This window comes from Modestobacter altitudinis (assembly GCF_005930475.1).
In the GTDB taxonomy this organism is placed as follows: domain Bacteria; phylum Actinomycetota; class Actinomycetes; order Mycobacteriales; family Geodermatophilaceae; genus Modestobacter; species Modestobacter altitudinis.
In genome coordinates this window covers 1-20,743 of the sequence record NZ_SJEW01000062.1, presented here as the reverse complement: position 1 = coordinate 20,743, position 20,743 = coordinate 1, and the positions used below count along the sequence as shown (strand labels likewise).

The following is a 20,743-nucleotide window of genomic DNA, read 5'->3' as shown; positions in this document are numbered from 1 at the left end:
CAGGGATCAGCGCAGGCGGGTGTGCGGGTCCTGGCGGACGACCTGGCCGTTGCGGACGACGGGCAGGTCATGCTGGCGCTGGCCAGGGGCCTCGCGGCGGGCCAGGTCGGGCAGGTCCGACAGCGTCTCGAGGGTCTTCTCCGGCTTCTTGATCTTCTTCACCTGCCGGTAGCCGATGAACCCGGCGACCGCGGCGATGAGGACCAGGAGGGCGAAGACGATGAGGTAGGAGATCCACCGAGACAGGCCCAGCCAGGTGATGAACTCTGCCAGCGCGATGAAGAAGAAGATCGCGGCGAACGCCAGCATGACCCCGGCGGCGGCGAAGGCCGCCGCGCCGATCCCGCCACGCTTGGCCGAGACGGTCACCTCGGTCTTCGCCAGCTCGATCTCCGAGCGGATCAGCGTGGACATGTCGGCCATGGCGCTCTTGGCGAGCGTGCCGACCGAGGGCTCGGCGGGGCCCGCGGGCCGGCCCGCCAGCGGGGTCGTCGAGACACTGTGGGCCACGGGTGGCTCCTCCCTGATCGGCGCCCGGATCGGCGCGTTCCTCGGGTGATCGTGCCGCATGATCGCCACGCCCGCCGGTCCGGGTCACCCGGGAGAGTGCCGGGTGCGCCGGGCCCTCAGGCGATGTCGCAGCGACAGGGGCAGTCCTCGACGTGCGGTACCGCCCGCTGTCGCGGCGACTGAGGTCCGTCGGCGAAGAGCAGGTCGTCGCACGCCGGCGGGCAGCTGCACGTGGGGTCTGGGAAGAGCGGCAGGCCGAGCTCGAGCCGCTCCCGCTGCCGCAGCAGGTGGTGCGCGAACGCCAGCCGCTGCCGGGCGGCCCAGGCGGCCGCGGCGGCCTCGGCTCGGGCCCGGGCCCGTTCCTCCAGGGAGTCCCCGGGACGGGGCACGTGGTGGTCCGGCGGGACGCCGACCGCCGTCCGGAGCTCGTCGCGCTCCCGTCGGTCCCGGTCGTAGGTGTACTCGGGGCGTTCGCGGCTGTAGCGCTCGGGACCGTGCCACCACGCCACGTCACCGTGCCGCGGGTCCAAGTGGGCCGGGAAGAGCCTGCCGCCGCGGTCCCGGACGGCCGCGTCGTCCATGGCCGGGACCTCACCGCCGGAGGCGTCCAGCAGCGCGAAGCGCAGTCCGGCCAGCTCCGCGGCGCGCCCCAGCACCGTCGCCGGCAGGTCGCGCGCGCCGCTCTCCGCCTGAGCGACGGCGCCGGCGCTCACCCCGAGGGCGCGGGCCAGTTCCCGCTGGGACAGGTCAGCGGTCCGGCGGATCCGCCGGACGAGGGCGCCCAGTCGCCTCCGGGCGGCAGTCTGCTCGTCCACCCCCGCGAGGATGCCGTCCTCCGCGCCGCCCCGGGCGTCGTCGGGACGGTCCTGTGGACAGGCTCCGTCTGGGGAGTCCGCGGCCGGACCGTGCACCTGCCCACGCTTGTGCTCTGCTCACCATGGTGAGCAGAGCACAAGCGTCGTGTGGTGAGGTGCTGGAGCGGTCAGGCCCCGTCCTGAGGCTCGGCCCGAGCGTGCGAGGGCTGAGGAGGACGGGGTCCTTCCTCAGTCCTCGCTGGCGGAGGAGGGCAGCTTCGAGCTGATCAGGTCCATCACCGAGGAGTCGGTGAGCGTGCTGACGTCGCCGAGGTCCCGGTTCTCCGCCACGTCCCGGAGCAGCCGGCGCATGATCTTGCCCGACCGGGTCTTGGGCAGCTCCGCGACGACCATGATCTGCCGGGGGCTGGCGATCGGGCCGATCTCCTTGCGCACGTGCTGGCGGAGCGTCTTGACGAGGTCCTCACCGGAGTCGACGGCGTCCCCGCGCAGGATCACGAACGCGACGATGCCCTGGCCGGTCGTCGGGTCGGTGGCCCCGACCACGGCCGCCTCGGCGACCGTCGGGTGGCTGACCAGCGCGGACTCCACCTCGGTGGTGGAGATGCGGTGCCCGGAGACGTTCATGACGTCGTCGACCCGACCGAGCAGCCAGATGTCGCCGTCCTCGTCGAGCTTGGCGCCGTCCCCGGCGAAGTAGATGCCCTCGCCGTAGCGGCTCCAGTACGTGTCCTTGTACCGCTCGTCGTCGCCCCAGATGGTGCGCAGCATCGCCGGCCAGGGCTCGGTGAGCACCAGGTAGCCGGTTGCGCCGGGCTCGATCGGCTTGCCCTCCTCGTCGACCACCTTGGCGCTGATGCCGGGCAGCGGCACCTGCGCCGAGCCGGGCTTCAGGTTCGTGACGCCGGGCAGCGGGGTGATCATGTGCGCCCCGGTCTCGGTCTGCCACCAGGTGTCCATGATCGGGCAGCGGCCCCCGCCGATGTTCTTGTGGTACCAGAGCCAGGCCTCGGGGTTGATCGGCTCACCGACCGACCCGAGCAGCCGGAGCGAGGACAGGTCGAACCCGGCCGGGACGTCGTCGCCCCACTTCATGAACGTGCGGATCGTCGTCGGGGCGGTGTACAGGACCGTGACCCCGTACTCCTGGACGATCTCCCACCAGCGGCCCTGGTGCGGGGTGTCCGGCGTGCCCTCGTACATCACCGAGGTGGTCCGGTTGGAGAGCGGCCCGTAGACGATGTAGCTGTGGCCGGTCACCCAGCCGACGTCGGCCGCGGTCCAGAAGACGTCGGTGTCGGGCTTGATGTCGAAGACCGCCCAGTGGCTGTAGCTGACCTGGGTCAGGTAGCCGCCGGTGGTGTGCAGGATGCCCTTGGGCTTCGCCGTCGTTCCCGAGGTGTACATGATGTACAGCGGGTGCTCGGCGTCGAAGGCCTCGGCCTCGTGCTCGGCCGACTGGCGCTCGACGAGGTCGTGCCACCAGACGTCGCGGCCCTCGGTCCACTCGACGTCGGTCTCGGTGCGCCGGACCACCAGGACGCTGCGCACGCCCTCGGTCTTGGTCAGCGCCTCGTCCACGTTCGGCTTCAACGCGCTCGGCGCCCCGCGCCGGTAGCCGCCGTCGGCGGTGATGACGACCTTCGCGTCGGCGTCGGTGATCCGGCTGGCCAGCGCGTCGGGGGAGAAGCCGCCGAAGACGACCATGTGGACGGCGCCGATCCGGGCGCAGGCCAGCATCGACACGACGGCCTCGGGGATCATCGGCAGGTAGATCGCGACCCGGTCCCCGGCCTGGACCCCGAGCTCGACGAGGGCGTTGGCCGCCTTGCAGACCTCGTCCTTGAGCTGGGCGTAGGTGAGGGTGCGGGTGTCGCCGGGCTCGCCGACCCAGTGGTAGGCCACCTGCTCGCCGTGGCCGGCGTCGACGTGCCGGTCCACGCAGTTGACCGCGACGTTGAGCTTCCCGCCGACGAACCACTTCGCGAAGGGCGGGTTGCTCCAGTCCAGGGCCTGGTCCCAGGGCTGCGCCCAGTCCAGCCGCCGGGCGGCCTCCTCCCAGAAGGCCACCCGGTCGGCGGCGGCACGGTCGTAGACGTCCGGCCCGACGTTCGCGGCGGCGGCGAGCGCCTCCGGCGGCGGGAAGCCGCCCTCGGGGTTGGTCAGGCCGTGGGCCTCGGTCGTCTCGCTCATGCGGCACCTCCGGATCAGGGCGCCGCCTCCGCTCGCGGCGCTGTCTCTCGGGGACAACCTATGGCCCCGGTCACCGCTGCGACAGGTCGGTGCGCGACGGGAGGCCGGCGGTTGGGCAGACTGGCCGGGTGACCGACGACGCGGCCCAGGCAGTGGTCGTCGCCCGGGTGCCCGGCGCGGCCGCGCTCGGGCTGGTCGCACCGCCGTCGGCGGCCGTCGTGCCCGGCGTGCTGCTCGCCGACGCGGCCTGGACCGCGGAGGTGCTCACCGCCCGCGCCGCCCGGCAGCGCACCGACGACCGCCGGGTGCAGGCCACCGTGTGGTGGTACTCGGTGTCCAGCGTGCTGCTCGGTCCGGTGCTGGCCGGGCTGGTGTCCGGGGTCGGGCTCTCCGCGCGGCTCGCCGACACCACCGTGCACGCGCTCGCCGGCCACGTGCCGATCGCGGCGACGACCACCGGCCGCAGCGCCGCCCACCTGGTCGAGGACCTGCGGACGACGCTCGGCGCGGTCGTCGGCGCGGTGGCCGAGGCCGGCGGGATGCGGGAGCGACCGCTGTGGGCGGTCGCCACCGACTCGTTGGCCAACCGGCTGCTCGCCGTCGGCCGCGCGGTCGGGGACGTCGCGGCGGCCACGGCGCTGGCCGGACCGCTGGCGGCGGCGATCGGTGACCCGCTGCCGCCGCCGCGTTACGTCGACGTCGGCGGGGTGCGGTTCACCCGGCGGGCGTCGTGCTGCTTGCTCTACCGGGTGCCGCACGAGGCGATGTGCACCTCCTGCCCGCACCGGGACCCCGCGACGCGGCAGGTGCTGCTCGAGGACGCCGCCGAGCGCTGGGGCTGAGCCGGGGTCAGCCGGCGGCGCGGCGGGCCCGGTAGGCGGCCACGTGCTCCCGGTTGGCGCAGCTGCTGTCGCAGAACCGGCGGCTGGCGTTCCGGGTGAGGTCGACCAGCGCGTCGTCGCAGCCGGAGGCCGCGCAGCGCCGCAGCCGGTCGAGGGCCCCGGCGCGGACGACGTCGGCCAGCGCCATCGCCGCCTCCACACCCATCCGGTCGGCCACCGACGCGGTCGGCTCGGTGGCGTGCACGTGGTAGCCCCAGCCGTCGTGCCGGACCAGCTGCGGCAGCGCGTGCCCGTCGCGGAGCAGCCGGTTCACCACGGCGACCACGCCGTCCTCGTCGGCGTCCCAGATCCCGGCCAGCACCGCGCGCAGCTGGTGCACCTCGGTCAGCTCGGCCTCGTCTCCGGCCCGGCTGCCGGTGAACTCCCAGGTGTCCAGGAAGGCCGCCAGGGCGGCCGGGTCGGGCAACCGCTCCTCGCCGTCCACCGCGGTGTTCACCAGTGCGGTCGCGGCCGCCAGCGCCATCTCGGTGTCATGGGCAAACAGCATGTGACTCCTGACTCTGTTAGCGTCCTGCTGTCAGGAGCGTACGTCCGTTGACTCCTGACGAGGAGGTGGCTGCCGTGCTCGACCGCCGGACCGGACTGGTCGGACTGCTGCTGGCGGTGGCCTCCGCCGCTGCCTTCGGCACCGCGGGGGTGTTCGCCACCGGTCTGCTGGACGCCGGCTGGAGCGCCGGGTCCGCGGTCGTCGTGCGGATGGGCGTCGCGGCGCTCGCGCTGACCGTCCCGGCCCTGCTCCAGCTGCGCGGGCGGTGGCAGCTGCTGCGGCCCAACGCCGGCGCCGTCCTGGCCTTCGGCGCGCTCGCGGTCGCGCTGCCCCAGCTGGCCTACTTCAACGCCGTCTCCCGACTCTCGGTCGGCGTGGCGCTGCTGCTGGAGTACTCCGCCGTCCTGCTGGTCGTGTTGTGGACCTGGGCGCGGCTCGGTCAGCGGCCCAGTGCGGTCACCGGCGCCGGGGTGGTCGTCGCGCTGGTCGGGCTGGTGCTCGTGCTCGACGTGGTGAGCGGAGCGCGGATCGACCCGGTCGGTGTCGTCTGGGGGCTGGTGGCCGCGCTGGGGCTGGCCGCCTACTTCGTCCTCTCGGCCCGGACCGAGGACGCCCTGCCGCCGCTGGTCAACGCCTGGCTGGGGCTGGCCGTGGGCGCGGTCCTGCTGGGTGCGGCCGCGCTGGTCGGTGCCGTCCCGTGGCGGACGACGTCGTCCGACGTCGTGTTCGCCGGGCGGTCGACCAGCTGGCTGGTGCCGGTCCTCGGCCTGTCGCTGCTCGCGGCGGCGTTCGCCTACGCCACCGGGATCGCCGCCGTCCGGCGGCTGGGATCGCGGCTGAGCTCGTTCGTCGGGCTCAGCGAGGTGCTGTTCGCGGTGGCCGCCGCCTGGCTGGCGCTGGGGCAGCAGCCGGGGCCCGTCCAGCTCGTCGGCGGCGTCGTCGTCCTGGGCGGGATCGTGCTGGTCCGGCTGGGCGAGCGGCCGGCCGACGAGCCGGCAGCCGACGTCGACCCGGTGCCGACGCCGGACGACGCGACCGCTCGGTGAGCGGGAACGGGGCCGGTCGTCGGCCGGCCCCGTTCCCGCCTGCGGTCAGGCCGCGGCGCGCTCGGCGGCTGCACCGCCGTCGGCCGTGACGAAGGTGCCCTCAGGGCCGGCGGGTGCCGGCAGGACCACCGGCTTGCCGGGGACCCGCTTGCCCACGACCCCGTTCACCGGCTCCGTGGAGTACGCGAACGTCAGCATCGCGAACGCGACCAGGTCGCTGTTGACGTCCAGCGCGTGCTCGTCCACGTTCGCCAGCGTGTCGCAGGCGAGGTGGTAGCAGGGGTCGAACTGCTCCCCGGCCGTGCCACCCCAGATCGCCTCCTGCTCCTCGGTCTTGACCTCCTCGGCGCCGGTGAACAGGCCGCCCGCCGGGATCCCGGCCTCGATGAACGCCTGGTAGTCGCTGCGGCCGCTGAACTCGGTGTCGTCGTACGGCTCGCCGACGTAGGTGTAGTACGACTCGTAGACGTCCTCGATGGCCTCCGAGCCCGGCGGGATGGTGATCCCCTCGGGCGCCGGGAACGTCGACTGGTCGGCGTCGTAGACCATGAAGATGTAGTTGGGCGAGCCGATCATGTCGTAGTTCAGGTAGAGCGCGATGCGGTCGCGTTCAGCCTGCGAGAGCCCCTCGACGTAGTCGGTCGAACCGACCAGTCCCTGCTCCTCGGCGGCCCAGAAGCCGAACCGCAACGTGTTCTCCGGCTTCGACTTGGCCATCAGCAGCGCCGTCTCGAGCAGGGCGGCCGTGCCCGAGCCGTCGTCGTTGATGCCGGGGCCCTCGATGACGCTGTCCAGGTGTGCGCCGGCCATGACGACGTTGCCGGCGTTCTTGCCCGGCAGCTCGGCGATCACGTTGTGGTCGACACGGGTCTCGGCCGGCAGCACCTCGACGAAGGCGGTGGAGCCCGGCTGCGCCAGTGCGAGGCCGTCGGCGGAGCTCGCGCCGACCACGGGGATGCCGTGGGTGACCGGGCCGGGTGCGCCCGGGATGGGCGCGTCCACGCTCGAGGCATCGGCCACGATCAGTTCCTCGCGCTCCGGGGTGTTGCCCTGGTTCATGACGACGACCGCCTCGGCGCCCGCCTGCTGGGCGTAGAAGGCCTTCGTGCCGAAGAAGCAGGTCCCGCGCTGCACGAGGGCGATGTCGGCGGGACCGGACCAGTCGGCGGCGGCGAAGTCCGCGGGCTCGCACCCGCTGGTGGACACCGCGGCCTCGCCCCGCTCCCGGTTGATGTCGACCGGGATGACGGTGCCCTCGACCCTGCCGGAGCCGCTGCCGGTGAAGACGCCGGTCTCGTACTCCGCCGCGACCGGCGTGAGCTGCCGCAGGGTCGCGGGGAACTGGAACGTGATGTCGACCGGGTCCAGCGTCACCTGGTACCCGGCGTCCTCCAGCAGCCCCGCGACGTGGTCGACGCTGTCCGCGTAGCCGTCCGTGCCGGCGGCCCGGGTGCCGGGGTAGACGGGGTCGGTGCTGTTGTCGGCGATCTTCTGCAGCGCCTCCAGGTGGTCCTGGACGCCCTCGAGCGTCACGCACTCGAGCAGCTTGTCGTAGGTGTTGTTGGCCCGGTGTGCGCAGCCGCCGCCCGACCCCGCCTGGGCGGCGGTGGCAGGCAGCAGGGCGGCCAGGATCAGCCCGCCCGTTCCCAGGGCGACGGCTCGTGGCGCCGTCCTCCTCGTGGACCTCGCCCGGTGTTCGCGCATGTGCTCCCCCTCGTCCCGGCCGGCGGACGACGGTGTCCACCGGAGTGAGTGCGATCCCGGGAGCCTGACCTGGACGGGGCGTGACGTACAGGGCACGCACAGGGATCGGAGTCCGGGGGCCTGCGACGAGCCGAGCCCTTCACCTCGAGTGATTTCGTCATCACTCCAAGACAGCTGTCGCCCGGGGCCCCGTGTCAGCCGGGCGGCAGGACCCGCTCCACCGCGGCTCGCAGCTCCTCGGTGCCCTCCCCGGTGAGCGCCGAGACCGCGACGGCGCCGGGGTAGGCGGAGCGCAGCGCCGCGACCCACTCCGGCGGGGCGATGTCGACCTTGTTGAGCGCGAGCAGCTCGGGGTGGTCCCGGGCGCCGATCTCGTACAGCACGCCGCGCACCGTCGTCACCTGCGCCATGGCGTCGGGTGCCGACGCGTCGACGACGTGCAGCACCAGGTCGGCGTCGACGACCTCCTCCAGGGTCGAGCGGAACGCGTCGACCAGCTGGTGCGGCAGGTGCCGGACGAAGCCCACGGTGTCGGTGAGCGTGTACTCGCGGCCACCGGGGGAGCGGGTCCGGCGGACCGTCGGGTCCAGGGTGGCGAACAGCGCGTCCTGGACGAGGACGTCGGCGCCGGTGAGCCGGTTCAGCAACGCGGACTTCCCGGCGTTGGTGTAGCCGGTGATCGCCACCGAGGGCACCTGGTTGCGCCGGCGTCGGGAGCGGGTGCGCTCGCGGCGGCGGCCGGTCTCGGCCACCTGCCGGCGCAACAGCGACATCCGCCGCCGCAGGTGCCGTCGTTCGGTCTCCAGCCGCTGCTCGCCGGGCCCGCGGACGCCGATCCCGGCCCCGCCGGCGACCCGCCCACCGCCGACCCGGGACATCTCGTTGCCCTGCCCGCGCAGCCGCGGGAGCTGGTAGGCCAGCTGGGCCAGCTCGACCTGCGCCCGGCCCTCGCTGCTGCGGGCGTGCTGACCGAAGATGTCCAGGATCAGTGCCGTCCGGTCGACGACCCGCGCAGCCAGCCGCTCCTCGAGGGCCCGGACCTGCGCGGGGCTCAGCTCGCCGTCGGCGATGACCATGCCGGCGCGGCGCTCGCGCACCAGGACGGCCAGCTCGGCCACCTTGCCCGAGCCCAGGTAGGTCGTCGGGTCGGGCTTGGCCCGTGCCTGGGTCAGCCGGCCGACGACGGTCACCCCGTCGGTCTCGGCGAGGCGTTCCAGCTCGTCGAGACCGCCGGCGGTCCCGTCCGGTGCCTCCAGTCCCAGCAGGACGGCGCGGGGTCCGTCGTCCTGGGCGGCAGCATGGTCGTCGGCGGACAGCAGGTCGGTGCCGCCTGCGCGGACCAGCCAAGGACCAGGCATGGGGGGTGTCCTTCGTGCGTGACCAGGGGCCGACTCTGCTCGTCGCTGCCGTCGGGGCGGCGTCCGGTCCACCCCAGCCTCGCCGGGTCGGCGGCGTCCTGCCACCGGAACGGTCGCGGGCGGCTCAGCCGGAGGCCGCGCGACCCAGCTCGTCGCGCGGGGCGTCGCTGATCCGCGGGAACGGTCGGGTCGAGAACACCGTCTCGACCGGCAGCCCGAAGAACTCCGCGATCCGCAGCGCCAGGTGCAGGCTGGGGTTGTACTCGCCGCGCTCCAGGTAGCCGACCGTCTGGTAGTGCACCCCGAGGGCATCGGCGAGCTCCCGCCGGCTGACCCCCTGCTCGGCCCGGAGCAGGGCGATCCGGTTGAAGACGCCCTCGTTCACCGCACCCACTGCAACGCCGACTCCCGTGCCGCCTCGACCACCGACCCCGACTGCCGCCGGGCCATCCGCCGGAGCACCCGCGGTGCGACGACCAGGCCGGCCACCGCCCAGGCGGTGAGGACCAGCACCACGGTGCCGGTCCGCCAGGAGCCGCCGAGTTCGCCGACGACGGCCTCCGGGGGGAGGAAGGCCGAGCGCAGCCCGAGCCCGAGCCAGTAGACCGGGAAGACCTGGGCGACCGCCTGGACCCACCCCCACATCGCCTGGACCGGCGTGAAGATCCCGGAGATCGCGACGATCACCAGGACCGGCAGCATCCCCCAGGTGCCCACCTTCTGGACCCCGGGCACCACCGAGCCGAGCACCATGCCCCACGGCAGCGTCGCGAGCATGCCGAGCGTGATCAGCCCGGCGACGGCGAGCCAGCCGGCCGCACCGCGGGACATCACGTCGTCGAAGAGGAGCAGGCTGGGGACCAGCACCACCAGCAGGCTCGGCACGAGGGACAGCGACTGCATGGTCAGCTGCCCGGTGACGTAGCCGGACATCCCGTGCGGGAGGGCCTTGTGCCGCAGCAGCGTGCCGTCCTCCCGCTCCATCGCCAGGGAGTACGCGGGCCCGATCAGCACCCCGAAGACCAGGAGGGCGCCGAGGATGCTGGGCAGGGCGTACGTCGGGTACCGGAGCCCGGTCTCGCCGACCTCGTTGTCACGGTTGAACCAGAGGACGGCGAGCGTGACGACGCCGGTGAACAGGTAGAAGCCCTGGTCCTGCGGGCTGCGGACGCTCTGCAGGAACTCCGTCCAGCCGCGGCGCAGGCCCTGCCGGACAGCGCGCCGGGTGGCCGGGTTCACCGGGTCACCCCGGCGAGGTGCCGGGTGCCCGGGGCCGCGGACTCGTACCGCGCGACCATGGCGATGTAGGTGTCCTCCAGGCTCGCCCGGCGCACCTCGAGGTCGGTCAGCTCGGCGCCGTGCTGGGCGAGCAGCTGGCGGACGAACGGGATCGGCTCCTCCGTGGCGTGCACGAACCGCTCGCCGTCCTCGGCCCAGCGGACCTCGCTGGTGGCGGCGACCTGCCGGGTCAGCGCCTCGGCGCTGCCGTCGGCGACGATCGTCCCGCCGGCCAGCACGAGGATCCGGTCGGCCAGCCGTTCGGCCTCGCCCAGGTCGTGGGTGGTGAGCAGGATGCTGGTGCCCTCCATGTCGGAGAGCCGGTGCGCCAGGTCGTGGAAGTCGCGCCGGGCCTGCGGGTCGAAGCCGGCGGTCGGCTCGTCGAGGAACAGCAGCTCCGGCCGGCCGATCAGCCCCACCGCCACGTCGAGTCGGCGGCGCCGGCCCCCGGAGAGGGTGGCGATCTTCCGGTCGCCGTCGTCGGTGAGACCGACGGTGGCCAGCAGCTTCTCGACGTCCCAGGGGCGTGGGTGCGCGGGTGTCGACCACGGCTCGAAGTAGCCGGCCAGGTAGGTCAGCAGCCGCCGGGGGGTCCACCGCGGGTGGTCGCGCCAGGACTGCAGCACGACCCCGACCCGGGCCCGCCAGGCGTCGTCGCCCTCGTCCGGGTCCACGCCGAGCACCCGCACCTCGCCGGCCGACGGCGACCGGAAGCCCTCCAGGACCTCGATGGTCGTCGTCTTCCCCGCGCCGTTGGGCCCGAGCAGGCACACCACCTCGCCCTGCCGGACGTCGAAGTCGACCCCGGTGAGCACCTCGTGGGTGCCGTAGCTCATCCGGAGGCCGCGCACCCGGACGGCGGGCTCGTCGCCGGACATGGACACCACTCCCCACGCGAGGACGGAGTTGATGCCGGAGACAGTACGAGTGCTACATGGACAGCACCAGTACTACGAGAATGCGCAGTGGAGCTCAGCCACCGAGCGCGACGACGTCGCCGACGACCCAGACCGCCGGCGGGCGCACCTGTTCCTCGGTGATGGTCGCCGCCAGCCCGGCCAGGGTGGTGCGGAGCGTCCGCTGCGCCGGGGTCGCGCCGTCGCTGACCACGGCGACCGGGGTCTGCGGGTCCCGGCCGTGCTCGACCAGCGCGGCACTGATCGCCGGGGCGGTGTCGACGCCCATCAGCACGACCACGGTGCCGCGCAGCCGGCCCAGCGCCGCCCAGTCGACCAGCGACGCCGGGTGGTCGGGAGGGACGTGCCCGGAGACGACGACGAACTCGTGCGTCATGCCGCGGTGGGTGACCGGGATCCCGGCCAGCCCCGGCACGGCGATCGCGCTGGTCACCCCGGGGACGACCTCCACCGGGATGCCGGCGGCGGTGCACGCCTCCAGCTCCTCGTAGCCGCGGCCGAAGACGAACGGGTCGCCGCCCTTGAGCCGGACGACCCGCTTGCCCCGCCGCGCCCGGTCGATGAGCAGGGTGTTGATCTGCTCCTGCGCCATCGCCCGTCCGCGCGGGAGCTTGGAGGCGTCGATGACCTCCACCTCCGGCGGGAGCGTGGCGAGCAGCCCCTGCGGCGCGAGGTGGTCGGCCAGGACGACGTCGGCACCGGCGACGGCCTGCCGGCCGCGGACGGTGACCAGCCCCGGGTCGCCCGGTCCGCCACCGACCAGCACCACGCTGCCGACGGCGACCGACGGGGCCCGCGAGGCCCGGTCGACGATCGAGCCGTCGGTGAGCCCGGCCAGCACCGCGTCGCGGACGCCGACGGCGCGCTGCGGGTCGCCGCCGCCGTGCACGCCGACGACCAGGTCGCCCTGGCGGCCGACGGCGGGGGTCCACACGGTCGAGGTCGACCGGTCGTCGGCGCGGGCGCAGAACACCCGGCCGCGCTCGGCCTCGGCGCCGATGGCGGCGTTGACCGCCGGGTCGTCCGTGGCGGCGACCGCGTACCAGGCGCCGGCCAGGTCCCCGGCGACGTACCGCCTCGGGTGCCAGGTCACCGACCCGGGGGCGACCAGGGCCTCCAGCGCGGGGGTCAGCTCGGGGCTCACCACGGTCACCAGGGCATCGGCCTCGAGCAGACCGGCGACGCGCCGGTGGGCGACCTGGCCGCCGCCGACGACGACCACACGGCGCCCGGCGAGCCGCAGGCCGACCGGGTAGACGGTGGCGGGATCGGTCGGGGAGCTCACTTCTCGGTGACGCCCGCCGAGTCGAAGGTGGCGACGTCGCGCAGCGCGCGGGCCGCGCTGGCCACCAGCGGGAACGCCAGCAGCGCGCCGGTGCCCTCGCCCAGCCGCAGGTCCAGCCCGAGCAGCGGGCGCAGCCCCAGTGCACGCAGCGCCAGGCCGGCGCCGGGCTCGGCGGAGGTGTGCCCGGCGAGGGCGTGCTCCAGCGCCGTCGGGCAGAGCGCGGCGGCGACCAGCGCGGCCGAGCCGGCGATGACGCCGTCGAGCAGCACCGGCACCCGGGCCGCGGCGGCGCCGAGCAGGAAGCCGGCCAGCGCGGCGTGCTCGAGCCCGCCGACCTCCGCCAGCGCGGCGAGCCCCTGCTCGGGCGTCGTCGGCGGGGCGGGCACCCGGGCCACCGCGCGGGTGACGACGGCGACCTTCCGGGCGAGCGTGGGGTCGTCCACGCCGGTGCCGCGGCCGGTGGCGGCGGCCGGGCTCGCGCCCGTGAAGGCGCACACCAGGGCGGCCGAGGCGGTGGTGTTGGTGATCCCCATGTCGCCGGTGACCAGGCAGCCGTGGTCGGCGGCGAGCCCGGTGGCCACCTCGATGCCGACCTCGACGGCGCACCGGGCCTCGTCCAGGGTCATCGCCGGGCCGGTGGCCAGGTCGGCGGTGCCGCGGCGGACGTTGCGCTCCAGCAGCCCTGCGGCCGGGCCGACCGGCGAGGCCACCCCGACGTCCACGACGAGGACGTCCGCGCCCAGGCCTGCGGCGAAGGCGTTGACCACCGCACCGCCGGCGGCGAGGTTGGCCACCATCTGGGCGGTCACCTCCTGCGGCCACGGCGTGACGCCCTGGGCGTGCACCCCGTGGTCACCGGCGAAGACGGCGACGGCCGCGGGGGTGGGCAGCGGCGCGGGGCACTCACCGGCGGTCCCGGCCAGCTGGGCGGCCACGTCCTCGAGCACGCCGAGCGAGCCCGGCGGCTTGGTCATCCGGTCCAGCCGCTGCCGGGCTGCCCGCTCCGCCGCCGGGTCCCGGGGGCGGATGGCGGCGATCGTCTCGCCCAGCAGCGTGCCGGCGAAGGGGCTCAACGGGTCTCCTCGGAGGTGGGGGTCTCGTCCTCGGCGCACAGGATCTCAGCCAGCACGGCGCCGAACGCACGCGAGGTGTCCGGGTCGCGGACGGCGACCCGCAGGTGGTCCCCGCTCAGGCCGGGGAAGGTGTCCCCGCGGCGCACCGCCCAGCCCCGGTCGCGCAGCCGCTCGCGCACCGCCGCGCCGCCGGGCACGCGGAGCAGCACGAACGAGGAGCGCGGGCTGCCGACCACCTGCACGCCCGCCGGCAGCGCGGCCAGCAGCGCCGCCCGGTGCCCGACCAGCTGCCGGGCGACCGCGTCGGCCTCGGCCCGGGCCGCGGGCGTGGTGCAGGCCGACAGCGCGGCGAGCGCGGGGGTGGACACCGGCCAGTGCGGCTGCTGGGCGGCGAGCGCGGCGACCAGCTCGGCCGGGCCCAGCGCGTAGCCGACCCGCAGCCCGGCCAGGCCCCAGGTCTTGGTCAGGCTGCGCACCACCAGCAGGCCCGGGAGGTCGGCGCGCCCGGCCAGCGACGCGGGCTCGCCGGGCACGGTGTCGGCGAACGCCTCGTCGACGACCAGCACCCGGCCCGGCCGGGCCAGCGCCGCGACCGTCTCGGCGGGGTGCAGCACCGACGTCGGGTTGGTCGGGTTGCCGAGCACCACCAGGTCGGCGTCCTCGGGGACCTCGGCCAGCAGGTACCCGGGAGGTGCCAGCAGGTGCCGTTCGACCGGGTGCCCGGCGGCGCGCAGCGCGGCCTCCGGCTCGGTGAACGAGGGGTGGACGACGACCGCCCGCCGGGGTCGCAGCGCCCGGGCCAGCAGGGTGAACGTCTCCGCCGCACCCGCGGTCAGCAGCACCTCGGCCTCGGCCCGCCCGTGCGCGGCGGCGACGGCGGTGCGGGCCGCCCGGGCGTCGGGGTAACCGGCGCTGGCGTCGACGGCCTCGTGCAGGACCGCGCGCAGCCAGTCCGGTGGGGCGCCGGCCCGGACGTTGACGGCGAGGTCGACCAGGCCGGGGGTGGCCTCGACGTCCCCGTGGTGCCGGAGGTCGATGTTGTGGTGCCGGAGGTCGATGTCGTGGTGCCGGAGGTCGACGTCGCTCTGGGCCACCGCCACCGCCACCGCGACGGTGACCCGGCCGTGCACGGTCTTGCCGACGACGAGCTGCCCGCCGTCGAGCAGCGCGGCGGCCTCGGCCACCGACGGGGTGCCGACGGCGGCGGCCGCCCGCGCCGAGGGCGTCGGGACGGCCACCTCGGCCAGCGCCGCTGCCGGGTGCCCGGTCAGCGGCCAGCCGCGGCGGGCGGCGGCCTCGCGCAGCGCGGGCTCGGTGCTGCGGGCGTCCAGGGTGGCCAGCCGCACCGGGCCCTGCACCGCGGGCAGCACCGCGTCGACCGCGGCGAGCACCTCCTCGACGGTCACCCCGGTGGATGCGCCGACCCCGACGGTCATCACGCCCGGACCCCCGGGTGGTCGGGCAGGGCGGCGATCAGGGCATCGGCGTCGCGGGGGAGGGCACCGTCGGGCAGCAGCCCGAGGGCCTGCAGCCGGGCACCCACGCTGAGCGCCCAGGGCCGGTCCAGCCGCGCGCGGGCGAGCAGCGCGTCGTCGCCGAGGACGACGTCCGGGCGGCCCTGCACGACCCCGCCGTCGACGACGACGGCGACCTCGTCGGCCCAGCGCAGCGCGAGGTCGACGTCGTGGGTGCTCATCACGACGGTGGAGTCCGCCTCCTGCAGCCGGCTCAGCGCAGCGAGCGCCTCACCGACCGCGGTGGGGTCGAGCCCGGCGGTGGGCTCGTCGAGCAGCAGCACGCAGGGGCGCATCGCGACCGCGCCGGCGATGGCCACGCGCTTGCGCTCGCCGTAGGAGAGCTGGTGGGTGGGCCGGCCGGCCAGGTGCGCGACGGACAGCAGGTCCAGGGCCTCGGCGACCCGGGCGCGCACCTCGGCGTCGGTCAGCTCGAGGTTGACCGGCCCGAAGGAGACGTCCTGCGCGACCGAGGCGCTGAACAGCTGGTCGTCGGGGTCCTGCAGCACCAGCTGGACCGCCTGGCGGTGGGCGCGCAGTCCGGCGCGGCTGTGCCGCAGCTCCGCGCCGTCCAGGGTCACCCGGCCGCGGGCCGGGGCGAGGGCGCCGGACAGGCAGCGCAGCAGCGTGGTCTTGCCCGAGCCGTTGGCGCCGAGCACGGCGAGTCGCCGGCCGGGGGGCACGGTGAGCGACGCGCCGTCGAGCACCGGCCGCGACCGGTCGTAGCCGACCACCAGCCCGGCGGCGGCCAGCATCAGGTGACTCACAGTGCCTCCTCGCCGGCGCTCGTCAGCGGTGAGCGAAGAGACGCTGCGCCCATCGATGAGCTCGCGCGCTCGCTCATGCCACGACCAGGCTCACGGCGGCGAGTGCCGCGAGGCCGAGCACGCTGGCGGCCTCGAAGCGGCGGGAGGCGGGCAGCGTCTCCGGCAGCACCCGCAGCCCGGTCTCCAGACCGCGGCCGGCCAGCCCGTCCTGCAGCCGTCGGGCACGGTCCCAGGAACGGGTCAGCACCGCGGCGGCCAGCGCCCCCGAGGAGCGGTAGGAGCCGCGGATGCTGGCGTAGCCCATCCGTGCGGTCTGCGCCTCGCGGATGGTGCGCAGGCTGGTGAGCAGCACGAACAGCATCCGGTAGGTCACCGAGGCGACCTCGATGACGGCGGCGGGCACCCGCAGCCGCTGCAGCGCCGGCAGCAGGTCCGACAGCGGCGTCGTGGTCGCCAGCAGCAGGACGGCGGCGCTGCCGGCCATCGCGTGCCCGACCAGGGACCCCGCCTGCGCTGCGGCGTCCGGCGCCCAGCCGACCCCGTCGCTCCCGACCTCGACGACCGTGGTCAGCGCGCCGATCGCGATGAACGCCAGCGGTGCCCGCACCGCGCGGCCGAAGGTGCGCGCCGGCACCCGGGCCGGGCCGAGCGCCAGCCCGACCGCGACCAGCCCGACCAGCACGCTGCCCGGCCACACCGGCAGCAGCAGCGCGCTGAGCACCAGGCCCAGGCTGATCAGCACCTTGTCCCCCGGGGAGCGGGGGCGCCAGGCGCTGGCCCAGGCGGCGTCGTCGATCGCGAGTCCGGTCACGACCCGCCGGCCTCCTCGGCGGCCTTCCCGGCGGTGCGACGGCCGCGGAGCCGGCCGAGCACGTAGCCGAGGACGCCGCCGCCGAGGGCCGCCTGGAGTGCGAACAGCCCGGACTCGACCTCGGCCGACCCGGGGGAGAACACCGAGGAGAACCACGGCTCGTAGCCGGGGTCGGACTCCTCGATCAGCTCGGTCGCCTGGCTGTCGGTGCCCGCGTAGTCGCTCCCACCGTCGATCAGCAGGGGCAGCGCGAACAGCGCGACCACGGCGAGCACCAGCAGCGCCGTCACCACGTGCCGCCTCACCGCTCACTCCGCGGCGGCTCGTCAGGTGCTCTCGCGCGCGAGACCTCGCGTACTTGATCGCGCGAGACCTCGCGTACTTGATCGCGCGAGACCTCGCGTGGGTCGTCGGGTTCGGGGGTGAGGACGCCGAGGCGCTCGAGCTCGGGGCGGGCGTTGACCGTGAGCACCCGGAACAGCAGGACGCCGAGCAGCCCCTCGCCGATGGCCAGCGGGACCTGGGTGACCGCGAAGACGCCGAGGAACTTGACCGCCGCGCCGAGGAAGCCGCTCTCCGCGTCCGGGTGCGCCCAGGCCAGCTGCAGCGCCGTCGTCACGTACGTGGCCAGGTCGGCGATCGCCATCCCGGCGAACACCCCGCCGAGCAGGCCCCCGCCGAGCCGGCGGGTGAGCTGGTAGGCCCCGTAGCCGGCCCACGGCCCGACGACGGCCATGGAGAAGGCGTTGGCACCCAGCGTGGTGAGCCCGCCGTGGGCCAGCAGCAGGGCCTGGAAGAGCAGGACGACGGTGCCCAGCAGCGCCATCACCGGGGGCCGGAAGAGGACGGCGCCCAGCCCGGTGCCGGTCGGGTGGCTGGAGCTGCCGGTGACCGAGGGCAGCTTGATCGCGCTCAGCACGAACGTGAACGCCCCCGCCGCGCCCAGCAGCAGCGTGGACTCCGGGTTCTCCCGGACCTCCTTGACCACCGCCCGGGCGCCGTGGACGACGAACGGGGTGGCGGCGATGGTCCAGCCGATGGCGTGCGCGGGCGGCAGGAACCCCTCAGCGATGTGCACTCAGCACCTCCTGGCGTGCGGCCACTGCGACGAAGCGCGAGGCCATCATGGGGGACCCGGCCCAGTTCAGGTGCAGGTACGAGGCGTGCACGTTCCCGGTGACGAAGCCCTCGGGGCCGTCGGCGTTCCACTGCCACGCCGGCGTCGCCCCCGCAGCCGGGGAGGCGGTGGTGCGGTGGAACTCGTGGCCGCGGACGCGGGTGCCCGCGGGGGCGAGCGCGCTGTCGGTGAGCGCCACCGCCGACCGGTAGCCCAGGGTCAGCTTCGGGTGCATCGCGGTCGTCGTCGGCAGCACGCCGCACATCGGCTCGCCGTCCAGCTCCCGGGACAGGTAGAGCAGCCCGGCGCACTCGGCGGCGATCGGCCCGCCCCGGGTGGCGAGGTCGGCGATCGCCGTCCGCAGGCCGACGTTCGCGCTCAGCGCGCCGGCGTGCACCTCCGGGAACCCGCCGCCGACCACCAGCGCCGCGGTGCCCGCGGGCAGGGCGGAGTCGCGCAGCGGGTCGACGGTCACCACCTCGGCGCCCGCGGCGCCGAGCAGCTCGGCGGTCTCGGCGTAGCCGAAGGTGAAGGCGGGGCCGCCGGCGACGGCGACGACCGGCCGGCCGGCCACCGGGGTGACCTCGGCGGCGGGGTCCCACGGCTCGCCGGTCAGGTCCGGGGCGCTGCGGGCCAGCCGGAGGACAGCGTCCAGGTCGATGCTCGCCTCCACGACGGCGCCCAGCGCGCGCACCGTGCGCAGCGCCTCGGCGGACCGCTCGGCGGCCGGCACCAGCCCGAGGTGGCGGGACGGGGTGTGCAGGTCCTCGATCCGGCGGACCGCGCCCAGCACCGGCACCCCGGCCGCGCCGAGCGCCTCGCGCAGGATGGCCTCGTGCCGGTCGGTGCCGACCCGGTTGAGGACGACGCCACCGATCCGCACCGAGGGGTCGAAGGTGGCGAACCCGTGGACGAGAGCTGCGACGCTGCGGGCCTGCGAGGCGGCGTCCACGACCAGCACGACCGGGGCCCGCAGGTGGGTGGCCAGCTGGGCGGTGGAGCCGTAGCCGGGCTCGACGCTGGCGTGCGCAGCGCCGTCGAACAGGCCCATCACGCCCTCGACGACGGCGACGTCGGCACCGCGGGACCCGTGCAGGAACAACGGGGTGATCCGGTCGTCGCCGACCAGCCACGGGTCCAGGTTGCGGCCGGGGCGGCCGGCGGCGAGACCGTGGTAGCCGGGGTCGATGTAGTCCGGGCCGACCTTGTGCGGGCTCACGGTGAGGCCCCGGTGGGTCAGCGCGGCGATCAGGCCGGTGGTGATCGAGGTCTTGCCGGCGTTGGACGACGGCGCGGCGACGACGACCCGCGGCACCCGGTGCGCGCTCACGCCGTCCCTCGGGGGGCCATGTTGGCCAACATGGCCGCACCGCAGCACCGGTGCGGTCGCGTCGTGAGGGCCATGTTGGCCGACATGGCCGGGGAGGGGGTCACCACTCGATCCCCCGCTGGCCCTTCTGGCCGGCGTCCATCGGGTGCTTGACCTTGGTCATCTCCACCACCAGGTCGGCGGCCTCGACGAGTCGGGGGTGGGCGTCGCGCCCGGTGATGACCACGTGCTGGTTGCCGGGCCGGTCGGTCAGGGTCGCCACCACGTCCTCGACGTCGACCCAGCCCCACTTCAGCGGGTAGGTGAACTCGTCGAGCACGTAGAACCGGTGTGCCTCGGCGGTGAGGTCGCGCTTGATCTGCGCCCAGCCCTCGGCGGCGTCGGCTGCGTGGTCGGTCTCCTCGCCGTGCTTGCGCGACCAGGACCAGCCCGACCCCATCTTGTGCCAGACGACCGGGCCGCCCTCGCCGGTCTCGGCGTGCAGCCGGCCGAGCGCGGTCAGCGCGTTCTCCTCGCCGACCTTCCACTTGGCGCTCTTGACGAACTGGTAGACCGCGACCGACCAGCCCTGGTTCCACGCCCGCATGGCCATCCCGAACGCGGCGGTGGACTTGCCCTTCATCTCCCCGGTGTGCACCGCCAGCAGTGGACGGTTGCGGCGCTGGCGGGTGGTGAGCCCGTCGGCCGGGACGGCGGTCACCTGGCCCTGCGGCATCAGGCGGCCCTCGACCCGCGGACGACCCCGGCCAGCGACTCGGCGCCCAGGTCCTCCAGCCGCAGCGTCTGCGCGCCGAGCTGGACACCCAGGGCCGCGGCCAGGCCCAGCTTCACCGGCCCGGACTCGCAGTCGACGACGACGCTGGCCACCCCGCCGGCCGCCAGCAGCCCGGCCGCGCGCCGGGCGTCGCCCAGGTGGTCGCCGCCACGGGCGCCGGTCGCCCGGCCGTCGGTGACGACGACGAGCAACGGCCGTCGCTGCGGATCGCGGACCCGCTCCAGCCGCAGCGTCTCGTGCGCCCGCAGCAGACCCGCGGCCAGCGGAGTCCGGCCGCCGGTGGGCAGGCCGGTGAGCCGGGCCGCGGCCGCCTCCACCGACCAGGTGGGCGGCAGCGCCAGCTCGGCCTCGCCGCCGCGGAAGGTGATCAGCCCGACCTTGTCCCGTCGCTGGTAGGCGTCCATCAGCAGGGAGAGGACGGCGCCCTTGACCGCGGCCATCCGGGAGCGGGCCCCCATCGAGCCGCTGGCGTCGACGACGAAGAGCACCAGGTTGCCCTCGCGGCCCTCCAGCGACGCCTGGCGCAGGTCCTCCCGCTGGACGCGGAGCCCGGCGCCGCTGCGCCCCCGCGCCCGCTGGTGCGGTGCCGCGGCGAGCACGGTGTCGACCAGGTGCAGCCTGGTGACCGCGCCCTCGGGACGACGCGAACCGACCACCCGACCACGCTCGCTGCGCGCCCGGGACCGTCGTCCGGCCGCGCCGGCGCCGATCCCGGGCGCCTCGAGGCGCTGCACGCGGAACGGGGCATCCGGGGCCACGGCCGCCTTCTCCGGCGCGGGCGCGGCCTCGGTGTGCCCGCCCCCCTCGCCGCGCGGAGCCGTCGTCGGCCCGTCGGCCGAGCCGCCGCCGTCCCCGCCGCCG

General features: G+C 75.3%; 21 protein-coding genes. 2 read left to right on the top strand and 19 right to left on the bottom strand.

Annotation, left to right across the window (positions count from 1 at the left end; all coding sequences use genetic code 11):
* Window positions 1-6: 6 nt before the first annotated feature.
* The 3 genes from FHL79_RS19175 to acs form a co-directional block, all read right to left on the bottom strand.
* Window positions 7-510: a phage holin family protein gene (locus FHL79_RS19175; RefSeq protein ID WP_138760176.1), complete on the bottom strand. Its 504-nt coding sequence runs from the start codon at window positions 508-510 to the stop codon at window positions 7-9.
* 116 nt (window positions 511-626) lie between these two features.
* Window positions 627-1,325, bottom strand: coding sequence for a helix-turn-helix domain-containing protein (locus FHL79_RS19170; protein ID WP_171058248.1), 699 nt, complete (start codon window positions 1,323-1,325; stop codon window positions 627-629).
* Window positions 1,326-1,553: 228 nt separating this feature from the next.
* On the bottom strand, window positions 1,554-3,518 hold the full coding sequence (gene acs, locus FHL79_RS19165) for an acetate--CoA ligase (RefSeq protein ID WP_138760174.1): 1,965 nt from the start codon (window positions 3,516-3,518) through the stop codon (window positions 1,554-1,556).
* A 128-nt stretch (window positions 3,519-3,646) separates the two neighbouring features.
* On the opposite strand from acs, the gene FHL79_RS19160 reads away from it, so the two are divergent.
* On the top strand, window positions 3,647-4,360 hold the full coding sequence (locus FHL79_RS19160) for a (2Fe-2S)-binding protein (protein ID WP_138760173.1): 714 nt from the start codon (window positions 3,647-3,649) through the stop codon (window positions 4,358-4,360).
* Between the two features lie 7 nt (window positions 4,361-4,367).
* Here the strand turns inward: FHL79_RS19160 and FHL79_RS19155 are convergent, their stop codons facing one another.
* The gene (locus tag FHL79_RS19155) at window positions 4,368-4,907 is read right to left on the bottom strand and encodes a CGNR zinc finger domain-containing protein (protein ID WP_138760172.1); all 540 of its coding nucleotides are present in this window, start codon (window positions 4,905-4,907) and stop codon (window positions 4,368-4,370) included.
* Window positions 4,908-4,954: 47 nt separating this feature from the next.
* Here FHL79_RS19155 and FHL79_RS19150 point away from each other — a divergent pair, with 47 nt between their 5' ends.
* Window positions 4,955-5,953 (top strand): EamA family transporter, encoded by a 999-nt coding sequence (locus FHL79_RS19150; protein ID WP_246080996.1) that lies wholly within the window; start codon window positions 4,955-4,957, stop codon window positions 5,951-5,953.
* 45 nt (window positions 5,954-5,998) lie between these two features.
* On the opposite strand, the gene FHL79_RS19145 is transcribed toward FHL79_RS19150, so the two are convergent.
* From FHL79_RS19145 to FHL79_RS19075, 15 genes are all read right to left on the bottom strand, one after another.
* Window positions 5,999-7,657: a M28 family metallopeptidase gene (locus FHL79_RS19145; RefSeq protein ID WP_138760171.1), complete on the bottom strand. Its 1,659-nt coding sequence runs from the start codon at window positions 7,655-7,657 to the stop codon at window positions 5,999-6,001.
* Window positions 7,658-7,851: 194 nt separating this feature from the next.
* The gene (hflX, locus tag FHL79_RS19140) at window positions 7,852-9,015 is read right to left on the bottom strand and encodes a GTPase HflX (RefSeq protein WP_138760170.1); all 1,164 of its coding nucleotides are present in this window, start codon (window positions 9,013-9,015) and stop codon (window positions 7,852-7,854) included.
* A 124-nt stretch (window positions 9,016-9,139) separates the two neighbouring features.
* A complete protein-coding gene (locus tag FHL79_RS19135) occupies window positions 9,140-9,400 on the bottom strand; it encodes a helix-turn-helix transcriptional regulator (protein WP_138760169.1) in 261 nt (86 codons plus the stop codon).
* A complete protein-coding gene (locus FHL79_RS19130) occupies window positions 9,397-10,254 on the bottom strand; it encodes an ABC transporter permease (RefSeq protein ID WP_138760168.1) in 858 nt (285 codons plus the stop codon). The genes FHL79_RS19135 and FHL79_RS19130 overlap by 4 nt, the downstream gene beginning before the upstream one ends.
* Window positions 10,251-11,171, bottom strand: a complete 921-nt coding sequence (locus FHL79_RS19125) for an ABC transporter ATP-binding protein (RefSeq protein WP_246080994.1) — start codon at window positions 11,169-11,171, stop codon at window positions 10,251-10,253. The genes FHL79_RS19130 and FHL79_RS19125 overlap by 4 nt, the downstream gene beginning before the upstream one ends.
* A 94-nt stretch (window positions 11,172-11,265) precedes the next feature.
* A complete protein-coding gene (gene cobA / locus FHL79_RS19120) occupies window positions 11,266-12,495 on the bottom strand; it encodes a uroporphyrinogen-III C-methyltransferase (RefSeq protein ID WP_138760167.1) in 1,230 nt (409 codons plus the stop codon).
* On the bottom strand, window positions 12,492-13,568 hold the full coding sequence (gene cobT, locus FHL79_RS19115) for a nicotinate-nucleotide--dimethylbenzimidazole phosphoribosyltransferase (RefSeq protein ID WP_138760166.1): 1,077 nt from the start codon (window positions 13,566-13,568) through the stop codon (window positions 12,492-12,494). The genes cobA and cobT overlap by 4 nt, the downstream gene beginning before the upstream one ends.
* Window positions 13,565-15,004, bottom strand: coding sequence for an Rv2231c family histidinol phosphate aminotransferase CobC (gene cobC / locus FHL79_RS19110; protein ID WP_138760165.1), 1,440 nt, complete (start codon window positions 15,002-15,004; stop codon window positions 13,565-13,567). Before cobC ends, cobT begins: the two co-directional genes overlap by 4 nt.
* Window positions 15,004-15,849: an energy-coupling factor ABC transporter ATP-binding protein gene (locus FHL79_RS19105; RefSeq protein WP_138760164.1), complete on the bottom strand. Its 846-nt coding sequence runs from the start codon at window positions 15,847-15,849 to the stop codon at window positions 15,004-15,006. Before FHL79_RS19105 ends, cobC begins: the two co-directional genes overlap by 1 nt.
* 73 nt (window positions 15,850-15,922) lie before the next feature.
* Window positions 15,923-16,660: a cobalt ECF transporter T component CbiQ gene (cbiQ, locus tag FHL79_RS19100; protein WP_138760163.1), complete on the bottom strand. Its 738-nt coding sequence runs from the start codon at window positions 16,658-16,660 to the stop codon at window positions 15,923-15,925.
* The gene (locus FHL79_RS19095; protein WP_138760162.1) at window positions 16,657-16,965 is read right to left on the bottom strand and encodes an energy-coupling factor ABC transporter substrate-binding protein; all 309 of its coding nucleotides are present in this window, start codon (window positions 16,963-16,965) and stop codon (window positions 16,657-16,659) included. The genes cbiQ and FHL79_RS19095 overlap by 4 nt, the downstream gene beginning before the upstream one ends.
* The gene (locus tag FHL79_RS19090) at window positions 16,962-17,738 is read right to left on the bottom strand and encodes an energy-coupling factor ABC transporter permease (RefSeq protein WP_246080992.1); all 777 of its coding nucleotides are present in this window, start codon (window positions 17,736-17,738) and stop codon (window positions 16,962-16,964) included. The genes FHL79_RS19095 and FHL79_RS19090 overlap by 4 nt, the downstream gene beginning before the upstream one ends.
* Window positions 17,725-19,107, bottom strand: coding sequence for a cobyrinic acid a,c-diamide synthase CobB (locus tag FHL79_RS19085; RefSeq protein ID WP_138760161.1), 1,383 nt, complete (start codon window positions 19,105-19,107; stop codon window positions 17,725-17,727). Before FHL79_RS19085 ends, FHL79_RS19090 begins: the two co-directional genes overlap by 14 nt.
* Window positions 19,108-19,207: 100 nt before the next feature.
* Window positions 19,208-19,822, bottom strand: coding sequence for a cob(I)yrinic acid a,c-diamide adenosyltransferase (cobO, locus tag FHL79_RS19080; RefSeq protein ID WP_138760160.1), 615 nt, complete (start codon window positions 19,820-19,822; stop codon window positions 19,208-19,210).
* On the bottom strand, window positions 19,822-20,743 hold a 922-nt coding region (locus FHL79_RS19075; protein WP_218938518.1), incomplete at its 5' end, for a vWA domain-containing protein. The genes FHL79_RS19075 and cobO, both read right to left, overlap by 1 nt.